The 25,405-nt window shown below is 47.6% G+C and carries 32 protein-coding genes and 1 other RNA gene; 4 read left to right on the plus strand and 29 right to left on the minus strand.

Annotated elements, in window-relative coordinates:
* Positions 1 to 96: 96 nt before the first annotated feature.
* Positions 97 to 348: an AbrB/MazE/SpoVT family DNA-binding domain-containing protein gene (locus C3B52_RS28875; protein ID WP_049742869.1), complete on the plus strand. Its 252-nt coding sequence runs from the start codon at positions 97 to 99 to the stop codon at positions 346 to 348.
* Between the two features lie 316 nt (positions 349 to 664).
* Here the strand turns inward: C3B52_RS28875 and rsmI are convergent, their stop codons facing one another.
* The 12 genes from rsmI to C3B52_RS28935 all read right to left on the minus strand — a co-directional run bounded on the left by rsmI (position 665) and on the right by C3B52_RS28935 (position 9,553).
* Entirely contained in the window at positions 665 to 1,552 is an 888-nt protein-coding gene (rsmI, locus tag C3B52_RS28880) for a 16S rRNA (cytidine(1402)-2'-O)-methyltransferase (protein WP_103109821.1), read from the minus strand.
* Positions 1,549 to 1,932 (minus strand): GIY-YIG nuclease family protein, encoded by a 384-nt coding sequence (locus tag C3B52_RS28885; protein ID WP_103109822.1) that lies wholly within the window; start codon positions 1,930 to 1,932, stop codon positions 1,549 to 1,551. The genes rsmI and C3B52_RS28885 overlap by 4 nt, the downstream gene beginning before the upstream one ends.
* Positions 1,868 to 2,635, minus strand: a complete 768-nt coding sequence (locus C3B52_RS28890; RefSeq protein WP_103109823.1) for a tRNA1(Val) (adenine(37)-N6)-methyltransferase — start codon at positions 2,633 to 2,635, stop codon at positions 1,868 to 1,870. Before C3B52_RS28890 ends, C3B52_RS28885 begins: the two co-directional genes overlap by 65 nt.
* 86 nt (positions 2,636 to 2,721) lie before the next feature.
* Entirely contained in the window at positions 2,722 to 3,093 is a 372-nt protein-coding gene (yabA, locus tag C3B52_RS28895; protein WP_103109824.1) for a DNA replication initiation control protein YabA, read from the minus strand.
* A 28-nt stretch (positions 3,094 to 3,121) separates the two neighbouring features.
* Positions 3,122 to 3,937: a PSP1 domain-containing protein gene (locus tag C3B52_RS28900; protein WP_103109825.1), complete on the minus strand. Its 816-nt coding sequence runs from the start codon at positions 3,935 to 3,937 to the stop codon at positions 3,122 to 3,124.
* A 3-nt stretch (positions 3,938 to 3,940) separates the two neighbouring features.
* Positions 3,941 to 4,921, minus strand: coding sequence for a DNA polymerase III subunit delta' (gene holB, locus C3B52_RS28905; protein ID WP_103109826.1), 981 nt, complete (start codon positions 4,919 to 4,921; stop codon positions 3,941 to 3,943).
* Positions 4,922 to 4,936: 15 nt separating this feature from the next.
* The gene (locus tag C3B52_RS28910) at positions 4,937 to 5,383 is read right to left on the minus strand and encodes a YaaR family protein (RefSeq protein WP_103109827.1); all 447 of its coding nucleotides are present in this window, start codon (positions 5,381 to 5,383) and stop codon (positions 4,937 to 4,939) included.
* A gap of 106 nt (positions 5,384 to 5,489) precedes the next feature.
* Entirely contained in the window at positions 5,490 to 5,819 is a 330-nt protein-coding gene (locus C3B52_RS28915) for a cyclic-di-AMP receptor (RefSeq protein ID WP_007719896.1), read from the minus strand.
* A 163-nt stretch (positions 5,820 to 5,982) separates the two neighbouring features.
* The gene (gene tmk, locus C3B52_RS28920; protein WP_103109828.1) at positions 5,983 to 6,624 is read right to left on the minus strand and encodes a dTMP kinase; all 642 of its coding nucleotides are present in this window, start codon (positions 6,622 to 6,624) and stop codon (positions 5,983 to 5,985) included.
* Positions 6,625 to 6,684: 60 nt separating this feature from the next.
* A complete protein-coding gene (locus C3B52_RS28925; RefSeq protein WP_103109829.1) occupies positions 6,685 to 8,157 on the minus strand; it encodes an aminotransferase class I/II-fold pyridoxal phosphate-dependent enzyme in 1,473 nt (490 codons plus the stop codon).
* 145 nt (positions 8,158 to 8,302) lie between these two features.
* A complete protein-coding gene (locus tag C3B52_RS28930) occupies positions 8,303 to 8,485 on the minus strand; it encodes a sigma factor G inhibitor Gin (RefSeq protein ID WP_049742915.1) in 183 nt (60 codons plus the stop codon).
* A 60-nt stretch (positions 8,486 to 8,545) separates the two neighbouring features.
* On the minus strand, positions 8,546 to 9,553 hold the full coding sequence (locus C3B52_RS28935) for a hypothetical protein (RefSeq protein WP_103109830.1): 1,008 nt from the start codon (positions 9,551 to 9,553) through the stop codon (positions 8,546 to 8,548).
* Positions 9,554 to 9,858: 305 nt separating this feature from the next.
* On the opposite strand from C3B52_RS28935, the gene C3B52_RS28945 reads away from it, so the two are divergent.
* Complete coding sequence (locus C3B52_RS28945; protein ID WP_103109832.1) at positions 9,859 to 10,386, plus strand: hypothetical protein; 528 nt, start codon at positions 9,859 to 9,861, stop codon at positions 10,384 to 10,386.
* 22 nt (positions 10,387 to 10,408) lie between these two features.
* On the opposite strand, the gene C3B52_RS28950 is transcribed toward C3B52_RS28945, so the two are convergent.
* The 10 genes from C3B52_RS28950 to C3B52_RS28995 all read right to left on the minus strand — a co-directional run bounded on the left by C3B52_RS28950 (position 10,409) and on the right by C3B52_RS28995 (position 19,173).
* Positions 10,409 to 10,675 (minus strand): pro-sigmaK processing inhibitor BofA family protein, encoded by a 267-nt coding sequence (locus tag C3B52_RS28950; protein WP_103109833.1) that lies wholly within the window; start codon positions 10,673 to 10,675, stop codon positions 10,409 to 10,411.
* 11 nt (positions 10,676 to 10,686) lie between these two features.
* Positions 10,687 to 10,917: a DUF2508 family protein gene (locus C3B52_RS28955; protein WP_103109834.1), complete on the minus strand. Its 231-nt coding sequence runs from the start codon at positions 10,915 to 10,917 to the stop codon at positions 10,687 to 10,689.
* A 16-nt stretch (positions 10,918 to 10,933) separates the two neighbouring features.
* Entirely contained in the window at positions 10,934 to 11,908 is a 975-nt protein-coding gene (locus C3B52_RS28960) for a CPBP family intramembrane glutamic endopeptidase (protein WP_103109835.1), read from the minus strand.
* 70 nt (positions 11,909 to 11,978) lie between these two features.
* On the minus strand, positions 11,979 to 12,455 hold the full coding sequence (locus C3B52_RS28965; protein ID WP_103109836.1) for an SRPBCC family protein: 477 nt from the start codon (positions 12,453 to 12,455) through the stop codon (positions 11,979 to 11,981).
* Between the two features lie 106 nt (positions 12,456 to 12,561).
* On the minus strand, positions 12,562 to 13,158 hold the full coding sequence (gene recR / locus C3B52_RS28970) for a recombination mediator RecR (RefSeq protein WP_049742884.1): 597 nt from the start codon (positions 13,156 to 13,158) through the stop codon (positions 12,562 to 12,564).
* A gap of 39 nt (positions 13,159 to 13,197) precedes the next feature.
* Complete coding sequence (locus tag C3B52_RS28975) at positions 13,198 to 13,509, minus strand: YbaB/EbfC family nucleoid-associated protein (protein ID WP_103109893.1); 312 nt, start codon at positions 13,507 to 13,509, stop codon at positions 13,198 to 13,200.
* Between the two features lie 41 nt (positions 13,510 to 13,550).
* Positions 13,551 to 15,257, minus strand: coding sequence for a DNA polymerase III subunit gamma/tau (gene dnaX, locus C3B52_RS28980; RefSeq protein WP_103109837.1), 1,707 nt, complete (start codon positions 15,255 to 15,257; stop codon positions 13,551 to 13,553).
* 127 nt (positions 15,258 to 15,384) lie between these two features.
* Complete coding sequence (locus C3B52_RS28985; protein ID WP_103109838.1) at positions 15,385 to 16,812, minus strand: PAS domain-containing sensor histidine kinase; 1,428 nt, start codon at positions 16,810 to 16,812, stop codon at positions 15,385 to 15,387.
* 304 nt (positions 16,813 to 17,116) lie between these two features.
* Positions 17,117 to 17,381: signal recognition particle sRNA large type (gene ffs / locus C3B52_RS28990), an RNA gene on the minus strand.
* A 103-nt stretch (positions 17,382 to 17,484) separates the two neighbouring features.
* Positions 17,485 to 19,173, minus strand: coding sequence for an HD domain-containing phosphohydrolase (locus C3B52_RS28995; RefSeq protein ID WP_103109839.1), 1,689 nt, complete (start codon positions 19,171 to 19,173; stop codon positions 17,485 to 17,487).
* Between the two features lie 201 nt (positions 19,174 to 19,374).
* Here C3B52_RS28995 and C3B52_RS29000 point away from each other — a divergent pair, with 201 nt between their 5' ends.
* Positions 19,375 to 20,265 carry an EamA family transporter gene (locus tag C3B52_RS29000; protein WP_103109840.1) on the plus strand — a complete coding sequence of 297 codons (891 nt, stop codon included), beginning with the start codon at positions 19,375 to 19,377 and terminating at the stop codon, positions 20,263 to 20,265.
* A 13-nt stretch (positions 20,266 to 20,278) separates the two neighbouring features.
* Here C3B52_RS29000 and C3B52_RS29005 read toward each other — a convergent pair whose 3' ends face one another.
* From C3B52_RS29005 to C3B52_RS29015, 3 genes are all read right to left on the minus strand, one after another.
* Positions 20,279 to 21,157: a DMT family transporter gene (locus C3B52_RS29005; RefSeq protein WP_164684986.1), complete on the minus strand. Its 879-nt coding sequence runs from the start codon at positions 21,155 to 21,157 to the stop codon at positions 20,279 to 20,281.
* Between the two features lie 106 nt (positions 21,158 to 21,263).
* Positions 21,264 to 21,920 carry a DedA family protein gene (locus C3B52_RS29010; RefSeq protein ID WP_103109842.1) on the minus strand — a complete coding sequence of 219 codons (657 nt, stop codon included), beginning with the start codon at positions 21,918 to 21,920 and terminating at the stop codon, positions 21,264 to 21,266.
* Positions 21,921 to 21,934: 14 nt separating this feature from the next.
* Positions 21,935 to 22,522 (minus strand): class I SAM-dependent methyltransferase, encoded by a 588-nt coding sequence (locus C3B52_RS29015; protein ID WP_103109843.1) that lies wholly within the window; start codon positions 22,520 to 22,522, stop codon positions 21,935 to 21,937.
* A 281-nt stretch (positions 22,523 to 22,803) separates the two neighbouring features.
* Between C3B52_RS29015 and C3B52_RS29020 the strand changes: the two genes are divergently transcribed.
* On the plus strand, positions 22,804 to 23,112 hold the full coding sequence (locus C3B52_RS29020; RefSeq protein ID WP_103109844.1) for a DUF4870 domain-containing protein: 309 nt from the start codon (positions 22,804 to 22,806) through the stop codon (positions 23,110 to 23,112).
* Positions 23,113 to 23,194: 82 nt separating this feature from the next.
* Here C3B52_RS29020 and C3B52_RS29025 read toward each other — a convergent pair whose 3' ends face one another.
* From C3B52_RS29025 to C3B52_RS29040, 4 genes are all read right to left on the minus strand, one after another.
* Entirely contained in the window at positions 23,195 to 23,830 is a 636-nt protein-coding gene (locus tag C3B52_RS29025; RefSeq protein WP_103109845.1) for an NAD(P)-dependent oxidoreductase, read from the minus strand.
* A 233-nt stretch (positions 23,831 to 24,063) separates the two neighbouring features.
* Positions 24,064 to 24,438 (minus strand): rhodanese-like domain-containing protein, encoded by a 375-nt coding sequence (locus C3B52_RS29030; RefSeq protein ID WP_235615898.1) that lies wholly within the window; start codon positions 24,436 to 24,438, stop codon positions 24,064 to 24,066.
* 39 nt (positions 24,439 to 24,477) lie between these two features.
* Positions 24,478 to 24,744, minus strand: a complete 267-nt coding sequence (locus C3B52_RS29035) for a metal-sensitive transcriptional regulator (RefSeq protein WP_103109846.1) — start codon at positions 24,742 to 24,744, stop codon at positions 24,478 to 24,480.
* Positions 24,745 to 24,840: 96 nt separating this feature from the next.
* Positions 24,841 to 25,323: a DsrE/DsrF/DrsH-like family protein gene (locus C3B52_RS29040; protein ID WP_103109847.1), complete on the minus strand. Its 483-nt coding sequence runs from the start codon at positions 25,321 to 25,323 to the stop codon at positions 24,841 to 24,843.
* Positions 25,324 to 25,405 lie beyond the last annotated feature (82 nt).

The raw sequence follows: 25,405 nt of genomic DNA on the forward strand, positions 1-25,405 counted from the left end.
ATGATGATTCCAACAGAAAATGTCGAATATTGACGATTAACAATATACGCGTACCAATAGGATCGACATATCCACAATTTAGGAGGAGAAATCATTATGATGAAATCAACAGGTATTGTTCGTAAAGTGGACGAGTTGGGCCGTGTAGTTATTCCAATCGAATTGCGCCGTACACTGGGCATCGCTGAAAAAGACGCTTTGGAAATCTACGTAGATGGCGAGCGCATCATCTTGAAAAAGTACGAGCCTGCATGCATCTTCTGTGGTAACGCTGATCGAGTATCTCATTTTAAAGGTAAAATTGTTTGCCAAGACTGTCTGACTGAAATGCCAGTTGTAAAACGCTAATTTTAGTCTTTACATATACCAAAGCCTTCGAAGGTGGACAAGCCCTTTGAAGGCTTTTTTGTATCACGTTTACTCGCATCTGCATAAAAAAACCTCTATCGAGGACTTTTCATGGAGGAGCGACCGCGTTTTAGCGGTTGGTTTTTATGCGCTCCAGAATTCATAAGCATTGCGCTTATAAATTCTTATACGTTTAGAAAACTTGGCTTTGCCAAGCCTTTTGGCGCAGGCGGGGCCTTAGTTGCGCTTATACTATCTTCCTTAGAATTTTATACTTTCCGATAGTACAAAAAAAGCTGACCCAATTTGGTCAGCTCTACTCATCCTCCGAATGACGGTGGTATTCGTTATATATATCCCGCTTCGCAACATTTCGATCATCAGCAGCCTGCTTGATTGCTTCCTTTTTTGTCATACCCTGTGTGCAGTAATGATCGACATGCTCCACAACGCTGAGTGCAGTCCACCACAAAGCTTCATCGGGGTCATCTTCTAAAGGCCCTGTGTACCCTTCTACTATCAAACAAAACTCGCCTCGCGCTTCACCCTCTTGCAGCCATCCGATCAGCTCGTCCAGCGTTCCACGGACAAACTCTTCGTAGCGCTTGGTAAGCTCTCTCGCCAAAACAGCGCGGCGATTTCCCCACGCTTCGTGAATCGCGGTCAATGTCTTTTCAATACGATGCGGCGCTTCATAAAAAATCAAAGTCTCCGGATATCGCTTGAGCCGTTCCAGCTCCTCGCGCCGCTCCTTGTTTTCGCGTCCTATGAATCCGCAAAATACAAAGCGCTCTGTCGGCAAGCCTGATGCAATCAGCGCAGTCAAAGCTGCATTGGCTCCCGGAACCGGGATTACCGGATAGCCTGCCTCAGTTGCATCACGCACCAGCTCGGCTCCAGGGTCAGATATAGCTGGCAAGCCCGCATCACTTACCAAGGCAATTTTTTTACCCTCTGCGAGCCATTGCAACAGTCCGCTGCCACTTGCTTCCTTATTATGCTCGTGATAGCTCACCGTTCGTTTTTCAATTTGAAAATGATTGAGCAGCTTTCTCGTCTGGCGCGTATCTTCACAAGCAATGACATCGACAGCTCGCAATGTTTCCAGACAGCGGACCGTGATATCATCCAGATTTCCAATAGGTGTTGCCACCAGATAAAGGACACCTGTTTCTTCAGCAGCAAAACTGCGTTGCACATTCATCGTGAGTCCCTCCCTCCGACTGTGGCATCGAATTCTTCGACACTATTTTGACTGGCTTTATTCAGTCGATCATGCAATGCGGCAATCAACTCTTCCTTTTTTGGGCGGGGCAGTCGTTTGATTGCTTCCTCACGCTTCAATCCCCAGGAGCGATCTGTCCCTTCTTCCCAATAAAGCAGCTCTACCGGCCCACGTCCACGCGTGTATTTCGCACCCTTGCCCTCGTTGTGCATACGAATGCGCCTCAACAGCTCGGTAGTGTAGCCGGTGTACAGACTGTTGTCTGCACAGGACAGCATGTAGACAAAATGACTTTTATAGGAGGGAATCGCGTCTTCCGAAATAGATTTCTTGCAGTTCTTCACAGTATTCCTCTCCATTTTCGTAGACAATCAACGGCGAACCAATTCTGAGCTCCGGCTTGCCGCCCCTCATCCCCTCAATGAGGACCATGTTTGGTTCCGCTTCTCTGCGCGGATATACAAGCCGCATCCGCTTGGGCTCGATCCCGTATTGGCGCATCAATGAAATGATATCGATCAAGCGAGTAGAACGATGAACCATCGCCAGCTTGCCACCGTTTTTCAGCAGCTGACTGCCTACCCGGATCACGTCCTCCAGGGAAAGCATAATTTCGTGCCGCGCAATGGCGAAGTGCTCGCTGATGTTTTTTTCTCCACTTGTTGCTGGCATATACGGCGGATTGCACGTAATCAAATCAAACTTGCCATGGCCAAAGCGCGAAACCGCGTCTTTAACATCGCCGTGGTGCATCGTAATTCGCTCTTCCAGCCCGTTTAGCACTACATTGCGGCTCGCCATGCTAAACAACCGCTCTTGGATTTCGATTCCTTCAAATTTTGCCTCTGGTGTCCGTGTCGTCATTATTAACGGAATCGCACCATTGCCCGTGCAAAAATCCAGGATTCGTCCTCTTTTCGGTACGGAAGCAAAGCGCGCCAGCAGTACGGCATCCATCGAAAAGCAAAATACTTCATGGCTTTGAATTATTTTCAGCTCGTGTGTCAATAAATCGTCGATGCGCTCTGATTCAAAAAGCGGCACGCCTGTGACAGGTTCCATCTGTTGCTTTCTACTCCTTTTATTTCTGCGTCTCTTTGAAAAAGCGACCTGACACGTGGTCCAGGTCGCTTTTCCTTACACACCGTTTATTTTTGAGGGCCTCCGCTCAGGAACGAGAGACAGAAGAGGCAATCTCCTTCTTTTCGTAAGCTTCCGAAATGCACATTGCAGATGTGGAATCCTTCTGCGTACAGACGAGCCAGATTGTCATATCCTTCTCCGACTACTGCCTTTTTGGCTTTCTCCTTCGCAACAGGGCTTGTTCCCTTTTGTTTCGTTTGGGACCCTGTCTTCTTTCTGTCCAGTCGGTTGCGAAGGTGCTGGTTTTCAACGAGTAATTGGGCATTTTCCTCCATCAAAACGACGATGACGTCTTTCAACTCACCAATCTCTTTATACAGGTCCCCAATACGTTCTTCAATGCTCGCCATTTTGACGAAGATTTCCCGTTTGTCCACTAGCTCACCTCTCCCCTACCCCCACTGCTTATTCAAAAGTGGGGAGCCCTATCGCAATCTCATCAAGTCCAAACTCTGTGACCTTTTTGTCGATCGAAAGCTCTACTTGGACGGATTGGTCCAGTACGTTAACAGACACAACGCGTCCATTCCCCATCGGGGTGGTCACCATTTTTCCAACATCAGGCATTTCGTCGCGCGTGCTTTCATAGTTGTCGTTCTCGTATTTTAAACAGCACATCAACCGGCCACACAGACCAGAGATTTTGGCTGGATTCAACGAAAGGTTTTGGTCCTTGGCCATTTTGATCGATACAGGCTCAAAATCACCGAGGAACGTCGAACAGCACAGCAATCGACCACACGGACCGATGCCGCCGAGCATTTTTGCTTCATCACGTACACCGATTTGACGCAGCTCGATACGCGTGCGGAATACGGAAGCCAAATCTTTGACCAGCTCACGGAAATCAACTCTTCCATCAGCAGTAAAATAAAAAATGATCTTGTTGCGGTCAAATGTGTATTCCACATCGACCAGCTTCATGTCGAGCTTGTGTTCCTTGATCTTCGTCTGACATACTGCAAATGCGTTCTTAGCAGCCTGCTTATTCTCGTCAACCTGCTTGGCATCGCGGTCATCTGCCATCCGAATCACTTTTTTAAGCGGCAAGACCACATCGGAATCAGCCACTTCTTTTTTACCGATGACGACCTTCCCAAACTCGACCCCTCGCGCCGTTTCAACAATGACGGTGCAATCCTTCTCTATCGGCAGTCGGTCAGGGTCGAAATAATATATTTTGCCCGCCTTTTTAAAGCGGACGCCAACAACCTCATACAAGGGTTATCCCTCCTGGATTTGAAGAACCAACCGCTCAAGAGCCAACTGTGCGTTGGCATTTCGCTCTATCCGATTTTTCGTTTCCATGACCAAATCTATCCCGTGCAAGAGCTCAGCTTTTGTCCATACCAGTGCTTGTCCTTGCAGCACATCCTGTTGGTCGCTGTTAATGAGATGGGCATGCCTGCCTACTTGCACGTACAGGATATCGCGCAGCCAAAGGATGAGCAAATCTAAAAAGAGGGGTAGTTCCTCCTTTATTTTGTCGCTCTTTTGCAACAAATCATGGATGGTAAAGAGCGCAGACGAATTGCGTTGTTTGCACTCATGCACCAATTGTATCACTAGATTTCTTAGCTGTGCAAACGATTCTGATTGGCTGAGCACCTTGGCCTCTTCCACATTTGTCGTAATGTGGGAAGCAACCTGCGCCATTCCTGCTAAAACCCCATCAGCGCGCAGTTCTTCGGCGATCGAATCTGCAGAAAGTGGGGAGAATTGTACAATTTGGCATCGGGATAAAATCGTTGGAAGCATCGCGTGACTGTGCTCCGTCAAGAGCAACGCCAGTACACCTGCAGGTGGTTCCTCCAAAAACTTGAGCAGACTGTTGGCAGCCTGGGTCGTCATTTTATCAACGTGCTCAATAATGTATACCTTGTGCTGGGACTCAACGGCCCGCATCGCCATTTCTTTTTGCAGCGCCCTTATCTGATCGATTTTAATAGAAGCGCCATCTGGTGTAATAAACAGCACATCAGGATGATTGCCACCCTCGATGCGTCTACATGTAACACAGGCCCCGCAGGCGTCCGCCTCCCTCTCCTGACAAAAAAGGGATTTCGCCAGATGCAGGGCCATCTGCTTCTTTCCCGCGCCTTTGGGACCGGCCAGTAAATAAGCGTGGGCCAGTCGCTCGTTGCGCAAGCTATGGTATAAGAGCTCCGCCGCTCTTGGCTGCTGAGAAAAATGAGTCCATGTCATGATGTTTCACACCTACTAAAAGTACAAATTAATCAGCATGCCGCGAATTTCGCCAATCCGGGCCAACAGATCAATCATCGGTGCCTGTTCACTGAGCAGTTCGTCTGTTAATCTGAGCAGCTCCGCATCCACCTCTTTGACGATCTTGTAGAGCCTGCTGCGTCCACGCCGATTCATTCCACGTCTATCATCCAGGGCAACACCGTATTTAACGGCTTCCTCCATGAACTGCTTGACGAGGTTTTTATAGGAATAGAAGTCACGAACGGATCTGGAACGGGCGAGGATCTGCCCCTGCTTATCGATGTCTGACAGAAGTCGATTCAACCGCTCCTGGGACATTCGTTCGTCTTCGCCTTGAATCATCGTGCCAAAATTCATCTTTTCGAGCTGAGGATTTCTTCGAGAATCCGCAGCTTTGATCAAGTCCAGTTTCGGTCGTAATCCGTCACCGATTTTCAAATCGCCACCTCCGCACCCTGATCCAAAAAGGGATTTGTCCCTGTGAGATCAAGTATATACGAAAGCGGCGAAAAAAGAGAGAAGGAACTATTTCATTCATGAGAGGTTAGAACGAGTGGAATTCTCCGACATCCAGTACAAATACGGCTGCTCCGCCCACTTGCACTTCTAGTGGGTACGGCATGAACGAATCCACAGCATTACTGAGAGGAGAAACGGGAGTGACCATTTGTTTGCGGGATTTGCAGTTATGTGCAATGATGTCGATTACTTCCGGCACGCTTTCGTCAGACGTACCGATTAAAAAAGTCGTGTTGCCAGCTCGTAAAAAACTGCCTGTACTGGCAAGCTTGGTAGCCCGAAACCCCTTTTTTACAAGTTGTTGAGACAGACGACCACTATCTTTATCCTGGACGACCGCAACTACCATTTTCATCGGCTATCACCCTTTCCGCAGGTAATCATTCCCTTAAAGTGCGTGGTTTCTTCATTGTATGATAAACATCTAGGCATGGTACGATATAAAGCCTATTCATATTATACAGCATGTACGTTACAATGCGGTACTGCCAACCTTGTTCAAAGCGATCAAACTTCTTTTATAAACGGGCAGTTAGGGCAGCCAATGCATCCTGGTACACCTGCTCCATCGGCTGCTCGGCATCAATGACAACAAAGCGCTCTGGATCAAGTTCCATCGCTAATTGATAGCCTTCGCGCACCCGTTCATGAAAGCGAATACCCTCCAGATCGAGCCGGTTCACTTCCCGGCCACGCGCAGCATTGATTCGCGCCAATCCAGTCTCCGGCAGTACATCAAAAAACAGTGTCAATTCTGGCATGCAATCCCCGACCGCAAAACGGTTAATCTCATATACGGCATCGATGCCCAATCCCCTCGCATGCCCCTGATAAGCCAAGCTGCTGTCAATAAACCGATCGCAAAGCACCAGCTTTCCTTCCGCCAGCGCCGGGATTACCTTTTCCGCCAAATGCTGACTTCTGGCGGCGGCATACAGAAGCGCTTCCGTTCTTTCGTTCATTTCTGTATGGGCAGGATTTAAAATGATTTCACGAATTTGCTCAGCAATATTTATTCCGCCAGGCTCACGGGTCAGCATGACATTCACGCCACGAGATAGCAGCTCTTCATACAACCGCACAATAACTGTTGATTTACCGGCTCCCTCCCCGCCCTCTACAGTAATAAAACGGCCTTTTTTTCCTGTTGTCACTTCCATGCTCCTTCCACACCTGTTGAAATCAGGCCCTTGCCTTTTTTATTCCTCGCTAGAGGTTTTTTAACGCAACACTTGTATGGTCTGCAGGCGATCGTCTTGTACACCGTGGAAACGAGTCTGCCCTGAGCGCAGCTCCTGCAGCATCACGAGGCCCTCCGCATCCATCCTTTCACCTGGGACCAGTACAGGAATGCCCGGAGGATACGGAATCACCATCTCCGCTACAATTCGACCTAACGATTGATCCAAAGCAATCGTTTCCTGGGGCATGTCAACAGCCTCGTACATCGGCAAAGCCTGTTCACGCAAATAATGGGAAGACACGACACCAGGCAAAAGCACTCGCTCTTCCCCTGGCTCTACCTGTGGCGACAGCGATTCGAGCAGTCGCGCCAATGCTTCCACGTCACGTGCCGATGTCCCTGAAGAGGCAGCCAGCAGTACATGAGAGTCATCGGACAGCTCAGGAAAAATACCGAAGCGCTCCATGTACTCATGCAGGGCAAATCCGCTCAGCTGCGAGGTGCGCAGATGCAAGAACAGCTTTAACGGATCAAGTGTAGCATACACGCTATTCGACGCTTGCTCAGGCCATTCCAGCCATTCCAGCCTGGCAACCCGCTCACGCAGCTTGTCCAAAAGCGGCAAAAGCCGGTCCCATTCACTTGAAGCCTCCAGTACCAGATGGCGCCTGGCCAGATCAAGCGAAGCCATGAGCACGTAAGAAGGACTCGATGACTGAATCATAGCTAGGTGGCGATACAACCGTGCCCGGTCGATCCGATCGCCTTTTATGTGAAGCATGGAGGACATCGTCATAGCTGTAGCCATCTTGTGTGTGGACTGCACGGCTGCATCTGCTCCAGACTGCATCGCAGACCGAGGAAAAGCGGAATGAAAGCCATAATGTGCGCCATGTGCTTCATCGATTAACAGCGGCACATCAAACCGATGGACGGTCGCAGCCATTTTTGCCAAATCAATGCCCATTCCGTAATAGGTAGGATTGGTCAAAAAGACGGCTTTGGCATCCGGATGGGCGTGCAGTGCTCGTTCCACGTCTTCTCGCCTGACACCTGCAGCTACTCCTGTCGCCAAATCGACAGCCGGCACCAAAAAGATCGGCGTCGCTCTGGCCATGATAATTCCGTGATAAACAGATTTATGGCAGTTCCTTTGAACAAGTATTTTATCGCCTGGACGGCATACCGTCATAATCAGCGCTACATTGCCTACCGTGCTGCCTCCGATGAGAAACCTCGTCTCATCTGCGGCAAATGCTTCGGCAGCCAGTCCCTGCGCTTCTGCAATCACGCCAGTAGGTTGATGAAGATCGTCTGTTCCGCTGATCTCAGTCAAATCGAGCTCCAATATTTCCTGAAACCGATTTTTTGCATGGCTATCAAAGCTATGTCCCATCTTGTGCCCAGGCACATGAAATGGGTGCGGGCGACGCTTGGCATGCCGTTCTAGCTGTTCATACAAAGGCGCATGCTTTTGTCTCTCTCTAAAATCAGCATCTTTCTCCACCACGCGCTACTCACGTCCTTATTTCTTAATTTACCCCCACTATTTTAGCACGATTTGGCAAGAGAAAAACGTGATTTCATCAAGCTTTTTCCGCAACGAAAAAAGACACCGGGGATTCATCCGATGCCTTTTTTCACTTGCGCATCTTTTACGCGTCTTTTCGTAACCATATACGCCTCATCTGGTGAATAAAGAACGGGTACTTTTCGTCCTGTACGTCGGTATTTACCATCTCCTGCTCGCATCTCTGACAGATAAACTGCTCACAGATGGCGATTCCGTCGCTGCGTTCCAGTTCACAGACGATACATCGCTGAGCAACCTTTTCCATAGTGTAAACGCCTGCCCTTTTCCTCAATCTACCAATCATTATACCCCATTATAATCAGCATCATTCCCAAACGTTCGTCTTTTCGCCGATAGCACGGTAACCTTTTAAGTAGGCCTGGGCTTCCTGGATGGGAAAAGTAGCAGCAGCATCCACTACTACCGCCTGTCTCATGAGACGGACAAGCTGATACAGTGGCAATTCACCCAGCCTATCACCTATACCTCCAATGACCAGTAAATCCGTGTTTTCAAGCGTTTTTTCCCAATTTTTGCAAATTGTCCATTCTGGAAATTTGTTATTCGGAAATAGCTTGTCCTCCCATCCGTAGAGGAAAACCTCTTTACCAGCCAACCAATCAGCAGGCATCTGGCTCCACAGGGACATCGGCCCCCACAAAGCAACTTTCTGCATGTTCGCTTTTTGCAGGATAGGCCTGCACTCCCGCTCAAGCCACTGGCACACTTTTGCATGGTCCATTCGCTCTGGATACAGCCATTGTTGGCCAATTCGCGTGTCCATCCCGAGCGCCCGAGATACCCTTTGCAATGAAATGTGTTGCCCGTCGCATACCTCGCCCAGCTCGAAATAGAACTGTTCCTTCCAAGCCAAATAACGTGGCAATTGATGAATAACTTCATCTACTTCACGTCTCTGACATACCATCGACATACGATCGTGATGAGCGAGCTGGCGGCAGAGTCGGCGTACCCATACTCCATTTGGATTGCCGCCAAGCAGTACACGCTCTCCACCACAGAAAAAAGCCATTCGGACTACTTCCCAGCTTTCTTGGTTCGTATCTGCTAGGGCTAGTGTATCCGCAAATCCTTTGGGAATATCTTCTCCATAGACAAGCAGCAAGCCCGGTGTCTCGCACATTCGTATATCTCTACGTTGTAGAACCGCAGTATGATCCGTGTGGGCGACAAGAAGCCCTGCCGCTCCATCGGGTAACACATCACCCATTCCCCATGGTTTCAATATAATCCCGCATGCAGCCAAATCCTCCTGCACATGTGGAGCAACTCTGTCCGCAGACGTGAGAAGCGTCATGATGTAGCTAGACAAACAATATCCTCCTCTCTAACGTATCGAGCGATCGACGACCGTACCATTTCGTTCCTTTTATCGTACCCATTAACGACGAACCCATGACGTAAATCAGCTTCACCTAGGAGCAGTGGCGCAACCAGATCAGGAAATTCCCCCGCTGGATACACCTTGTCTGCAACGGGCTCGGACGCGAGACATGATAAAAAAGCCGTTGGGCGGTGACCAACAGCTTGGTTTTTCGATACGTATCCAGCTTCCTCAAGATCGGCCCAGTGTGCGATAATAAGGAAAATTGTTTTGGAGGAAGTGAAGTAACTTCTATGAGAGAACCCCTGCATCAAACCATATATAGCTACAAGCTTCTCTATCGCTTTCGCTGGAACCCTATCGGTTATTTACTTCAGCTTCTGCTCATCGGTTTGTCTCTGATCGGAATCTCACTTGTTTTACATGTGCCTGTCTTAAAGCTGATCGTCACATTGGCGATTTTCCCCGTTGTCCCGATTTGTCATTTAGTCGTTTTTCGCCTGTTTACAGCGATGCGCGGGCTGAAGCCTCAAACGACTGCCGATATGCTTGTCTCCCCGTGGTGGGGAACCGGATTCCCTCTTCCCGTGCCGATGTCGGTATTCCGTGCCAGCGAGAGCATCGTACTCGCCGGGAGTATTCTCATCTCCGCAGGTGCTTTTGTGTGGCTACCAGAGGAATACGGCCTGATGCTGCTAGGTGCGACAGTGATTCTGGCCCTACCTCGCCTGATTGCTTTAATCGCTTCCTATCGTCAGCCAGGTAACAGTCGCGTCAAATACGAGAACCGTGGCGTTGCTTTTTTGCTGACAGATGGATGAGAAGAGCTTTTCAGCATAGAAGCTACATCACCCATAGCTTGATGACAATCAACGCGGCCAGACCTGGCAGGCGGAGAAAGCCTGCGAGCAAGGCCGTAACGGGGTTGATCGGGATATGAAAGCTGGCCAATTCACCAACCAGATTGGTAAAAAACAGAAGAATCGCACCAATTACTAGCTGCATGACCCCAAATCCAAGCCACCGGATTGGACCTGTAACAGACTTGCTTGCCGTTATCAGCAGTAAGATCCCGATAATGATTAGCGCTATGATCCACCCTGTAGACATGAGCTTCCCTCCTAGGCTTGCTTCCGATACCGCTCTCGTTTCGCTTGCGCAAGAAGATACATATAGCGTTTTTCGGTTAGATGCAAATAGTAAATGACATCGTCCAAGCTACTATCCGGCTCACTGATTTCTGCGAGATGGCGGGCATGCTGCCAATTCAAGCGTGCCTGATTCACCGCCACATCCAGTTCTTCTGCATCCCAAGCGATAACAACACTCGCCCTCTTCCTCCACCTGCTCACCAGATAAGTTCCCCCTTTAGTTAAAGTAGTATAGAACCCCTGTCAGATTGTTTATTGCATGCAGCAATACGGCCCCCCAAATTGATTGATACCGATGCCGGACAAATCCAAGTCCAAGTCCAATGACAAACAGTGGCACAAACAACGCGATATCAATATGCAACAGCGCGAACCAGAGACTGGTGAGCAAAATACCGAGAATAGCCCCCAAGCGACGTACTAAAAACGTTTGAACTACACCGCGAAACAGCACCTCCTCCGCAATCGGCACCAATATCCCGATAACGACAAACGATGCGATAGACGCGAGCCAATCCGTGTCTTTCGCCTGCAAAATTTCATTCTCAATCTGTTGCTCCCGTTCGGAAGATAGAGACAGTCCAAAAAAGTCCGCCACCGGATTCGTAATCGCTACGTCTAACACCTTGGAAATGAAAAAAAACAGCACCACAAGCGCGATGATCATCTGTCCAAGCCGAACGGGGCGCGTCAGACCGATTTCTGCCCAACGACCTCGGAACCATAGTGGTATCAACAGCAGGAGAAACAATTGAAACGATGCAGATTCCAACGTCCCCCCAATCGTTCCCTCGGAAAAGATGGTACCCTCCAGAAAAAATCCGTACAAAAGCAGGACCCCGGTTTGAAAGGCATGCATCCAAGCCACTATGTGGATCACATCATTTCCTGACAAATCCCGGTTTTCCCAGAGCCAAGAAGATTGGTTTCTTTCTCTCCATTGGGCGATGACAAATCCGATTGTGACGACAAAGCTACAAAACACAACAGCCAAAATGAGGAGCGATACCCACATCGGCGGCTGGTCTGTTGTAGAAACAATCCATCGTCCGTCATTACCCAGCTGAAAACGAATCATGGTAAACTCTGCTGCAAACATAAGCCAATATCCAATAAACAGCATGATCGCCCACGGAGTGGACTTTTGTCGCTGTACCTCTGTTCGCAGCAACAGTCCTGGTCCTGTCAACATCTCCTCACGCTCCTACTCCCACTCTATGTCTCGTCCATTCAAAAAAGTCCGTTTGATTTGTCCACTTCATTTATTGCCACCGAATATCTTTCGCCTGCGCTTCTGCCACACTCTGGATATACTCATTGCGCGTTCGTAAAAAATCGGTCATGTACTTTTCCAAGACAAGCCTATCGACAATTTTACCAAGCAGCCCAAAGGGAGAGGTGTAATCAAACGTGTCCAGCATCCGAGTCTGACTCTGTCCCAACGGAATAAATTCATGCTCATGTCGAAACCGCTTGAACGCTCCCGCCACCATCTCATCAACAAAATACCGTGGCTCTTCCATCTCGGTAATCTTGGCGGTCAAATTTTGCTTGATCCCAAAATGGATTGCTTCCCAGGTGACAGACTCCCCTAGTTGAATCAATCCGCTCGTCACACCAGCGATCGCCCTTTCGCGGGTCTTCGCCGTAGACTCCATATGTAAATCAATGCTCCTCGCTGCATCAAAGCAGATTTGCTGCGGCGCATGAATCAGAAATTCCATGCGGATGACCGGCATATCGCTTCCCCCCTCGGCTTTCCAGCTTTATCTCGCTATCGAGTTTACACTTTTCCAAAGAAAAATGAAAAAAGACAGGTATAAGAACCCTGTCTTCTCTTCGTTCCTATAGATCACGCCTGCCCTCGAGTGCCTTGGTCAGCGTTACCTCATCCGCATATTCCAAATCTCCACCTACCGGCAATCCATGTGCAATGCGCGTAACACGAATCCCAAAAGGCTTGATGAGGCGGGATATGTACATTGCAGTGGCTTCGCCTTCGATGTTTGGGTTTGTTGCCAGGATGACTTCCTTTACCTGCTCGTCGCCCAGACGCTTTAACAAATCAGGAATCCGGATATCCTCCGGCCCTATCCCATCCATCGGAGAGATCGCACCGTGAAGTACGTGATAGTATCCTTCAAACTCCCTGGTTTTTTCCATGGCCACTACGTCTCTAGGCTCCTGTACAACACAAATAATCGATCCGTCCCTGCGTTTGTCGCGACAAATATGGCAAGGGTCCAAATCCGTAATGTTGTTGCACACAGAACAGTAGTGGAGCTGACGCTTGGCATTCACTAGCGCTTTCGCCAGATCCAGTACATCGTCTTCCTTCATATTGAGAACAAAGAAGGCAAGCCGCCCAGCGGTCTTGGGACCAATGCCAGGCAGTTTCATAAATCCTTCAATTAGCTTCGACACCGGTTCTGGATAGAACATCGCGTATTACTCCTTTACCTGTCTACACACTCTACCTGATTAAAACAGGCCTGGGATGTTCATGCCTCCAGTAAATTTGCCCATTTCTTTGCCTACCATCTCATCTGCCTTGCGCAGAGCGTCGTTGACAGCAGTCAAAACGAGGTCTTGCAGCATTTCTACGTCCTCAGGGTCTACTACCTCTGGCTTGATCACGATATCTTTAATTTGCTTGTGACCATCTGCTTTCACAAGTACTGCCCCGCCACCTGCGGAACCTTCTACGATTTTATCCTTCAAGCCCTCTTGCGCTTTTTGCATTTCTTCTTGCATCTTTTTCACTTGCTTCATCATTTGTTGCATTTGCTGCATGTTTTTCATTGGGGTGTTCCTCCCTTATTGTTGTTACGGATTTAGTCTTTTACTTCCACAAGCCCTTCGCCAACGAGCTTTATTGCCTCAGCTAAAAAGGGGTCCTGGCCGTCATCGGCAGATTCATCCTTTTGCCCTATCTGCTCATCTACGCCTTGCCATTCTTCTTCCATGACGGATAAAAGCTGCAAGGGCCTGCCCAGCGCATTTGACATGACACGCTCAACTACGCCCCGAAGCTCAGGCTCCATGGTTTTGTCACAGTGGATCGGGCTTTTAAAGGTGACCACGACAGCGTCGCTGCCAGCAGCAACTGGCTGACCATTTACGAGCCATGCTTGGTACTGGATCTTGACCTTTTTTAAATCCGTCAAAATCTGGCTCCATTGTCCACGTACCTGTCTCGTAAGGTTCTCATCGAGCGTCTTGGCTACTTCCCGTACCCGGTTAATTGGTGTACGAGAGCCGCCACCAGCTGCCGCAATACGTCTTGGCTCGACCTTTCGGGGTTCTTCTGCATTTGGTTGACCTGGGATCACTACCTGTCCCTGCAGCACTTGCGCCAATCTTTCTTCCAATACACGTATACGATTGGACATGCCGGACAGTTCCTCATTGTTCATCGGAGCAGCATCCTCTGCAGCTGCCCCCCCGCTTTGAGTCGCGGAAGGCTGACACATTTTAACCAGTGTCAGCTCCACTAAAACGCGAGCATACGTTGACCATTTTAACTGGGCAAGCGCTGCATTGCACATCTCAATCGTCGCATACAGATCAGGCAGCGTATAAAGCTTTGCCACTTCAGCGAACTGATCGTCTATCATTGTCCGCTCCACGATCTCTTCGAGCTGAGGAGCCGTCTTCAGTAGAAGCATATCGCGGTAGTAGTAGAGAAAATCATGTAAGAATTGCTCAGGGTCCTTGCCCTGTACCATCACCTGGTCAAACTGTTCCATGACCTGAGCTACATCGCGATGGACAATATGGTGGGCGAGGACGGAAAAGTAGGTTTGGGCCACCGTTCCGGTTATTTGCATGATATCACTTGCCCGAACCTCATCCTTGCTGTAGCTGATTGCCTGGTCCAAGAGGCTCAGTGCGTCACGCGCACCGCCTTCTGCCATTTTCGCAACCAGCTGCAAAGCCTGCTCCTCTACTCGCACTCCCTGCGACTCACAAATCTTCTGAAGAAGATTAACCATTACCTTTAAAGGAATCCGGTGAAAATCAAATCGCTGGCAACGAGAAATGATCGTTGCGGGCAGCTTATGCGGCTCTGTAGTCGCCAAAATAAAAATGACGTGTGACGGTGGCTCCTCCAGCGTTTTTAACAAAGCATTGAATGCCTCCGTCGTCAGCATATGCACCTCGTCAATGATGTACACCTTGTACCTGACGTCGCTAGGGGCAAATTTCACTTTGTCACGGATGTCACGGATTTCTTCGACCCCACGGTTAGACGCGGCGTCAATCTCCAGCACATCGGTCACGGAACCATTGGAGATTGCTTTGCATGTTTCGCATTGATTACACGGCTCGCCGTCTATCGGCTGCTCGCAGTTGACTGCTTTGGCCATGATCTTGGCCGCGCTCGTCTTACCCGTACCACGGGGACCGTTGAACAAATAGGCGTGGGACAGCCTGCTTTCGCGTAAGGCATTACGCAAAGTAATCGTCACATGTTCTTGTCCGACTACATCCTGAAACGTCTGTGGTCGATATACGCGATATAGCGCGGTATAAGCCATGTTCGTGTGACACTCCCCATCTGCACAGTCCTCTTCCATATTCTATTTATTATACACTATCGAGGTGGTTCGTACAAAGAAAACGCCCCATCACATGTGTGCGGGACGCTTCTGGTACATGCTGTTATTACAGATACGGCAGCATAATGTGAAAGGTTGTTCCGTATCCCTTTGACGAGACACGAATCTGTCCACCGATGTCGTGGATAATTTTTTGACAGACAGACAATCCAAGCCCTGTCCCTTCTTCTTTTGTCGTAAAAAATGGATCGAAAATCTTGTCGATGATGTACAGCGGAATACCAGGTCCCGTATCGTGAATATCGATGCTCACCCGATCGCCATCCTGATCGATATGGTGAGAAATCTGGAGTGTCCCCTGTTCTCCCATCGCCTCAATCCCATTTTTACAGATGTTGATAAATACTTGCTTTAACAGCTCTGTGTCTCCAACCACCATCGGCATCTTCCCTTGCGAGGTAAAGCGAACATCAATCCCGTACAGAAGTGCCTGTGATTCGACAATGGGCAGAATTTCGACAAAGACGGTGTTGAGATCCACCATGCAGTATTGAATATCACGAGGCTTGCTCAAGAGTAAAAATTCGCTGACGAGCGAATTGATCCGGTTAATCTCGGTCAGCATGATTTCGGTATATGTTTTTTCCCGATCCATGCCACTGTCACTGAATGACTTTAAGAACATTTGCAAAAATCCTTTGATAGATGTGAGCGGATTCCGGATTTCGTGGGCAGTGCCTGCAGCAATTTGTCCAATCATAGCTAGGCGTTCATTCCGCTCGATCTTTTGCTCAAAGGATCGCAAATTGGTGATATCCTTAAAAAGGACAAACGCGCCGACGGTTTTGCCAGATTCGTCCTGCAATGTACTCGCATCCACAATCAGTTCATAGCGCTGGTTGTCGTTTGTCCATGAAGTAGCGATATTTTGTAGCTTTACGCCTTCCAATAGCTCTTTTTTGATCAGACGATGTTGTTCGGGTATGCCTGAAAAGACTTGGTCCACATGCTTGTTTATCACATTCAGCCTATCCATGCCAAGCAGTTTGCATGCTGTCTGACTGGCTTCGATGATGTGGGCATGCTCATCTAAGATGAACAAGCCCAGACTTGTATCATGAGTAAGCTTTCCCAGCAGACGCTCAGACAGCGATTGATCGGTTTCCTTCACCAATTGACATAAATGAATGAGATACAGCTCCTGTTCTTCTTGCCTAAGTATCATCACAGGAGTTTTTCTGCTTCTTCCTTGTTTATCACGCCATTCAATCTCGACGTTTGAACCTGATTCTGCCTCTCTGTGCAGAAGTTCCTCATACAGTTGTTCCGCTGAGCCTTGATAAGGAAGGATCGTCTGAAACGGTTGTTTCACAAGTTGATCACGTGAATATCCGGTTACACGAAGCAGTTGTTCGTTGACTTCCACGATACTACCCGCTTGATTCACCAATAAAACGGCAGTAGGCAGTTGATGCATGAACCGCTGCAATCGTCCGGACGAGCCTACGAGATGTAACGAAAAAGATGCACTCACAGCTTGTCCCCCCTGGCCTATGACGTACTTTAAATGTGAAACCACATAGATGTGAATACTTCTACCATAATGAAAATTTCGTGAAAAAGTGCGCAAAACCTGCCCTTACAAGACTATAAACACGTGGAAATGTTTCGCTAGTTATCGCCAAAAATCAACAAAAAATGATTTAGCTCGATTAATATTCTTCGCTTTATCAGACGTATTGGCACAGTTCAATGTTTCCAATTTTTGTTGTGCGAGCAAATAAAAAATAGCATGCTCCCATTAGGAAACATGCTATTTACACATTCGTATAGAAGTACCGTGCACCTATCTTCGATAATTCTCATCCAAGCGTTACTTATGGTAGCAGCTCAGAACAGGCTACCCTGCGGCACACGCGATGATCCACTTATGGCTGCTTCCTTCCGGACCTGACCAGGTTCATGGGTTCGCGTTGCACAGGACCCGCTCCTCAACACCGCCGCCATAAGGCAGCCTCACATAAGAAAACCTAGGATAGGAATTCAACCCTGCTATTGCGGATTGCAGGTTACAGGGCACCGCAACCTCCCCGTCTAGCACGGTAGAATTAGAATACCAAAGATATGAAACGATAGCAAGGCGAAAACGCATCCAATGGAGGGAAAAGCATCCTGCACCCCACGGTTACAGTCTTCAGCCTCTACTTCAATCTCGCTGCTTTACCTGGAACGCGCCTTTGTCATACGCTTGCTGAAATACCTTGACGATTTTCGGATCAAACTGTGATTGAGATCCGCGTAAAATTTCTTCGTAGGCTTCAGTAGCAGTCATTGCCTTTCGATAAGAACGTGTAGACGTCATCGCATCAAACGTATCAGCAACAGCAAGAATACGGCCGATCAGGGGAATTTCTTCTCCCTTTAAGCGGTCTGGATAGCCTTGTCCATCCCAGCGCTCATGGTGGTGTCTGACACCGGGACTGACATGAGCCAGGCTCTCGATCTGTTCTACGATGTCGGCGCCTATCGAGGAATGCTGCTTCATACGCTCATACTCCTCTTCTGTCAGTCTCCCGTTTTTCAGGAGAACATCATCAGGGATCGCCACTTTTCCGATATCATGCATCAAGCTGGCATAGCGGAGATCATCACGCGAAAACGTTTGGCAATCCATCGGGTCCATATGATCATAAATAATGAGTGCGTAATGGGTGACCCGCTCCGTATGTCCTGCTGTGTAAGGGTCCTTCATTTCTACTGCTAGATAAAAGCTGCTTACGATTTGGTCCAATTCTTTTTGCAAATATTCTCGCTCACGGCCAATCAGAAAGTGCAGCTGTTCTGCCATTTGATTAAATTTTCGCTCCAGCAGCGTTATTTCTTCCATCCCATGAATCGGAACACGTACAGAAAAGTCACCCTTCAATAATACATCTGTTGCCTGTACCAACGTATAAATCGGCTTGCTTACCCAACGGGAAAGTCTGTGGGCCACATATGCGGAAAACCCAACAATTAAAAAAATGGTACAAAGCAAAATGAGGTGAAGACGATCTAAACGGTTAGTAATATCATCTCCCGGCAGCCACTCTACGTACACGTTGCCACTGGTTGGAGAAACCTGAAGGTAAGCGTATACAAGCCTACCGTTTTCACGAAAGGAAAAAACTTCTCCCTCTGGGGACGTTTTCAGTGATCTGCTCAAGTTGTCGTATTCAGACAGATCTTGAACTTGTTTTCCCAGCTTGGCTTGGTCCGAATGAATTATAATTTTTCCAGTAGGTGAGAGTACCATCAGTTCTTTATGCGTATGTAATATGTTTGATTTGAGCCAGTTAGCTAATAAATCCAATTTAATCTCCACTAACAACATTCCTACGGGTTTCCCTTCGTTGTTTCTTACTCGCTGGGAAACAAACATCGATTTTTGGCTACTTACCTGATCCAATCGGCTGTACAGCCATACTTGACTGTCTTTGAGACCGATATCCTCCTGACTCAGCCAAAATGGACGATGACTATTTCTATCCCATCCCAGCTCCTCCCGCATCGAAAAAGTACGGAGATCGTCTCGTAGCAAGTGAATGTTCCCTACGGCCTCATGAGAATGGGCAAAATGTAAAAAGACGCTTCTCAGCGAGCTCACGTCTGAGAGGCTATCTGCAACCTTTAAAACGGGATCAACAGCGAGAAGGCTGGTTTCCTTTTGCATGTCCCGAAAAAAGAAGGTCAGCTTTTCATCAATCAGGTTTAAATGCGTTCCTATGCTTGTTTCATATTGTCCATATACCGCCTCTTGCGCTTCTTTGTAGAAGAGAAAGCAAATAAACAAAATCGGGAGCAGGCTAAGCAACAGGAATGTTGCGAATAATCGGTCTTTTAGTTTTAATAGCACTAGTCTCCCCCTTCCTTTTCGCGCTGCAGGGATTAAAGAAGTAACAGATGCAATCACGTGTCACTTCCCTATTTCCGCGCTAAAAGAAAAGGTAAACCTCTGTTTTTATCAGCCATGTTTTTTTTGGATACATAGACAAACATAAGAACGCGTATTATCCTAGCTAAGACAAAAAATGCTGTATGTAAGGAGATACATGATATGAGATACATACTACTGGTCTTTTTAGGGGCATGCAGCTACGGAATTTTATCGACCATCGTAAAACTCGCCTATGCGCAAGGGTACTCTCCAGCAGAAGTGATTGGCGGTCAGATGTTTTTCGGTTTTTTGCTTACCTGGCTTCCCGCTCTCTTCTTTTTGCGGACCAAGCCAAATGGACGGCAACTGCTTCTGCTTGTGGCAGTAGGTTTGGCCGTCGGCTCTACGGGCGTTTTCTATTACAATGCGTTGCAGTATATACCCGCTTCCATCGCCATTGTCCTGTTATTCCAATTTACATGGATGGGTGTCCTGGCAGAAGCGGTGATTTCCCGCCAGCTTCCCAACAAACAAACGCTGCTCTCCCTCGGACTGCTGCTAGTCGGCACCATCTTGGCAGGTGGCTTGCTGGAAACGGGAGGTCTGGCACAGTTTACCTTCATCGGTGTCATTTTCGGATTACTGGCTGCTGTTGCTTACACATTATTTATCCTCTTCAGTGGAAAAGCGGCGGTCACCGTAAACCCATGGATTCGCAGCTCAGGCATGGCGACTGGGTCATTCTTACTCGTTGCATGCATTTATCCACCCGTGTTTATTTGGAACGGTGTTTTGTTGGATGGACTTTTCCCCTACGTGTTCTTGCTTGCCTTTTTTGGCATTCTCATTCCGACCGTTTGCTTCAATTTTGGTGTCCCTCACACAGGTCCAGGAATGGCTGCCATTTTAGGTGCTGCCGAGCTGCCTATGGCCGTTTTTTCTTCGTTCATCATTCTGCATGAATCCGTTTCTCTGTTGCAAGTCACTGGCGTCATCATTATTTTGATCGGAATTATCTTGCCCGAGCTCATGCGCAAGCGAGGAAAACGACAAAAACCGTCGCTTTCCTGACTTGCTTACACACTCACGTTTCCTGGCTACTGAGCTCGGTTACGTATATACCTGCCAGCATCAGAAATACGCCAGTCAACACTACAGCGGTTACTGGCTCCCCCCAGAGCAGCCACGAAAAGAAAAACGCAAAAACAGCCTCAAGGGAGAGCAGTATGCTGACGTGGACGGGCGGGGTGAATTGCTGGGCCTTAATTTGGACCACATACGCGAGCAAGGTTCCCACCAAGCAGTCAAATAAATAGGCAAACCATCCATAGGAGCTGAGCGGCCCTGGAATCGGCTCAGTAAAAATCGCAATGCCCGAGTCGATCAATCCGACCACCAGCAGCTGGATCATCACGAAGCCCAGCGTGTCTATATTGGCATTCTTTTCATAGACACGATCGACCATCAAAATGTGCATGGCAAAAAAGATTGCACAGAGAAATACCAGCATGTCTCCCAAGGAGAGCCCTGTCCACTCCCCATCTCCAGACAGGCAAACGAGTCCGATGAAAGCCAAGATGCTTCCAATGATCGCTCCCTTGCCCACGGCTTTTCGCCGCCACAAGAAGTACAGGAAGGGGACTAGAACTACATTCGTTCCGGTAATGACACCAGCCTTGCCCGGGGTCGTTCGATCAATGCCCAAGAGCTGTAAAGTAAACGCAGCACAGAGTACCACACCGCATAGCGCTCCTTGCACCCATACATCACGACCAAAACTTCTCACCCTTTTCCAAAGAAACGGAAGAAGGATCAATGCCGCCAGGAGGAATCGCGTTCCCAGAAAATAAAAAGGCGTAATCTCCAGCAGCAAATCCTTGCTCAAAATAAAGGTATATCCCCAGGCCACTGCAATGATAAACAGTGACAAATCTGCCCAGAGTAATTGTTTTTTCGTTGCCACTCTCTCTTTCTCTCCTCTCACTCCCATCTATTATAAGGCTATCTACGAAAAGACAAAAAAAATCTTCCGCCGTAGCAGAAGATTCTCTTTGGTATCGATGCCTACTTTATTCACTTCGTTCATTTTCATTCACCAGAGTCTTTGTTGATAAAACAGAGACTCTTTTTCTTTTCCAGACCTTATATCCATATATACTTGCACCCGCCACGAGCACCAAAACCGCAATTCCTACTACCAAGCCTTGGTTGAACATGCTTAGGAATGCATTCAGATTCGCTACATTGTTTCCCATGAAGTGTCCGGCAAAAAACAGGATCAAGGTCCATACAAGCCCTGTCGTATAGGAAAAAGCCGCATAACGGCGAAACGTCATTTTTCCGATTCCCACGAGATAAGGGACAACATGTCGGACTACCGGCAAAAAATAACTGATGCACAGCGCATAGCTCCCGTATTTCTCCAAAAGAGACTGCGCCTGCTGCACGTATTTGCCCATTCCCTTTTTTCGCCCGATCCAGTTCAGAGCAGGCGCTCCCAGCATTCTTCCCAGGACGTACCCTAGTGACAAGCCGGAGACTACCCCCAAATACGTAGCGATGAAAGCAGGGAGAATCTCTAAAATATTCATTGAGGTCAAAACGCCTGCTGACAGGACGATAACCTCATCTGGAATCGGCATTCCAACAATACCAAGCCACAAAGTAAAAAAGAGAGCAAAATACCCAAACTGGCCCACTGACTCGGTCAGCATTTCCACCATCATTATTGACTATCCTCCTACCGCTGTGCCTTGTGACAAACGTAAACAAAAGCAGGCGGTACATTAAATGGAACCATTTTTACTGATACGCTATCGAACTCGGATAAAAGCTGCTTTTTCATTTGCAAGGAGTATTGAAATGCGACAAATACGCCTCCAGGCTTCAGGGTAGTGATGACCTGCTCCATGATCTGATCGCGCAGCGCTTGCGGAAAATTAGCAAACGGCAGTCCAGATATAATACAGTCTGCCTTTCCCAAGCCAGCCTCAGACAGAACTCGCCCCAAGTCTACGGCATCCTCGTGAAAGAGGACATTCGGAAAAAGAGGCTCCAGCCTGTTTCTCATCGTGGTTTCCTTCTCAAAAGAAACCAGCGTCGCATCAGGGCGTTTCATCTCCTGAATCCATTTGGTGAATATTCCTGTTCCTGCACCCAATTCTACAATCGTATTTGCTTTTTCCCAGTCAATCGGCTTCATCATTTGTTTAGCTAAGGCACGGGAGCTAGGCGTAATACTCCCGACTTGCCCTGGCGCCTGCAAGAAATTATAGAAAAATGTCAGCCGCTCTTTGATTCCTAGCGGTTGATGACAATCTATCATCATCTATTAGTCGCTCCCTTCACTTACGTCTTGTTTTGTATTGTAACGGATATCTATATAGTATTACGTATCAAAAGGCGAAAGATTTTCTTAATTATTGATAAGAATTTAAAAACCAGGTTTTCTAGTAAGTTTTCTAATCATAACAGTAATGGATTCCATTTCAAAATTCCTCCGTCTCAAGGCTGATCCAAAATCACGCTTTTGATGGTTTTGGTTCACTCCATAAGTGCGTTACAATAAGATCAATCATTGAACCGTTCATATAACGAGGAGGACTTATTATGGATTATCGAGGAGTAAAAGCGATTACTCATGCCAGCGCATTTTTCGCACCTTTTCTAGTGCCTCTCATTGTTTGGCTTTTAATGGCTGACCGTGAAGCAAAAAATATGGCACTGCAAGCTCTGTTGTTCCATCTGTTTATGGGGATTTTAGTCAGTATCTCCTGGGCACTTTCCTTCATAATAATTGGGATCCCATTCTTGATCGTTTTCGGGCTGATGGCGATCTACTATCCAATCAAGGGTATTTTATACTCGTTGCAAGGGCGCCCGTTCCATTATCCGATTATCGGTTCGTTGGTGAGATAAGAACTTCCTGCTCAAATTGAAAAAAACAGGAAAAAAGACCAGTTCGCAAATAGCGATACTGGTCTTTTTGTTAATCAGCTTTTTATTTGGAGCCTACTGTGAAACGCTCGTTGCGATGCTTTGGATTTTCGATCTCATCCAGAACCGCAATCGCATAGTCAGCATAGCTGATGTAGCTTTGACCGCTTGCGTTCACCAGCAAGTGATCTTTACCCAATTGGTATGCGCCTGTTCTTTCACCAGCTGGGTCAAAGAAAGCAGATGGGCTAATAAAAGTCCACTGAATGCCGTTTGTTTCTTGGAGGATGCGCAGGTTCTCACCCTGGTTTTGCGCTGTTGCCAGATACTCTTTAGGAAAATCAGGAGTTTCGTGCACGCGTGTCGTTTTCGCTTCGTCTACAAATAGGCTGCCAGCGCCACCTACAACAAGCAATCTGGTAGTAGGAGCACCTTTCATTGCTTCGATCAAAGCATTACCTGCCTCGACATGAAGATGTTCTTTTCCTGCTGGCGCGCCGAATGCGTTAACCACAGCATCAAATCCGCTGAGATCAGCCGCTGTCAATGTAAACACATCTTTTTCCAATACAGCTACGTTTGGTTCACTGATTTTGGATGCATCGCGTACAATCGCGGTAACCTGATGACCACGATCCAACGCTTCCTTCATAATTAATTGTCCTGCTTTGCCGCTAGCTCCTACAATTCCGATTTTCATTTGTTTTCCCTCCGTCATATATGATTTGTTCATTTCTGCTTGATTATGAATATTTTTCTTGCAACAAGCGCGTTGTAACAATAACAGTTACATCTCACTCAAAAATATTAGGTGATACACTCGATCGTCCTGTTGTAATCATTTTAGTTACAACAAATCAAAAAGTCAAGCAATAAAAAAACAGCGGCTACTCTGGATGCCATAACACCCGGAAGTAGCCGACACTCAATCGATTATTTCTTTTTTGTTGGCCCAGACCAGGCTGTGATCCCACCTTGCAGGTGCGCCATTTTCTGTACGCCATGCTTTTTTAGTATTTTTGCAGCCTGCTTGCTGCGCATCCCGCTGCGGCAATAGAGCAAGATATCGTTTTTTGTGGAGATTTCCTTTACCCGACTGTTTAACTGGGACAAAGGAATGTTAATCGCAGTAGGAATGTGACCTGTCTTGAATTCATGCGGCTCGCGCACATCGATGAGCAGCACCTTGCTTTTTTGATTCACGCGTTCCTTGAATTGATCTGCTCGTATTGTCTCCAAGCCTTTTACAGGAAGGAAACGGGAAACTAGATACCACGTAATCAACGCATAAGCAATGATGATAAGAATCGTAGAGTACTACATGTGAACACCCTTTCCAATCTAAAATTAGCGGCTTTTCACGAGTAGCTCTACAGCCTCTTTTACCATCTTGCCTGTGTCTCTGCCCGCTTCTTGTTCTTCCAGTAAACAACGCTGAAGATTTTCAGCCACGATCTGGGCGATTGCTCTGTCTGAAGCGTTTCGAACGGCAGATAGCTGCGCAACAACCTCTTTGCAGTTTTTCTGCTCGTCCATCATCCTCAGTACGCCACCAATCTGCCCTTGGATTCTCTTCAACCGTCTTTTAATATCTTCACCATAGTTGTACTCCATGTGAATTCCTCCTGTTTCACATCACGCATACGTATACAGGTATATTATGCGATAGCCAAGCTTTGTCAAGCTACAAGGGAAGTGGGCAAGTGTTAATTAAATAAATAAATTTACTTTTGCTTGTGTGGCATCCCCCAAATAAGCAGCTACGCCCGCATATTCCATACCATCCAACAATTCCTCCTGCTTTAATCCCAAAAGATCCATCGTCATCGTGCAGGCAACCAGCTTGACCCCTTGCTCTTGCGCCAGCTCGATCAGCTGCGGAAGTGACAGCGCATTGTGCTTTCTCATGACGTGCTTGATCATTTCTGGCCCCATGCCCATCATGTTCATTTTGGACAAGCCCAGCTTTTTCGCGCCTCTAGGCATCATCCAACCAAACGCCTTTTCCAGAAAGCCTTTTTTGACGTTGACGAGCTCATCCTTGCGCATCGTATTCAATCCCCAGAAGGTAAAGAAAATCGTGACGTCGTGATCATAGGCAGCAGCACCATTTGCTATGATAAATGCTGCAATTGCTTTATCTAAATCCCCGCTAAACAGGACAATCGTTGTTTTTTCTTTTTGCGTATCCATCTTAAGACCCCTCTCTATATATACTTATACCCCTATAGGTATTTTAAAAGATACAAAGAGCTCTTGCAATGAAAAGCTCCTT

Source organism: Brevibacillus reuszeri, from assembly GCF_002897295.1.
Classification (GTDB): Bacteria; Bacillota; Bacilli; order Brevibacillales; family Brevibacillaceae; genus Brevibacillus; species Brevibacillus reuszeri_A.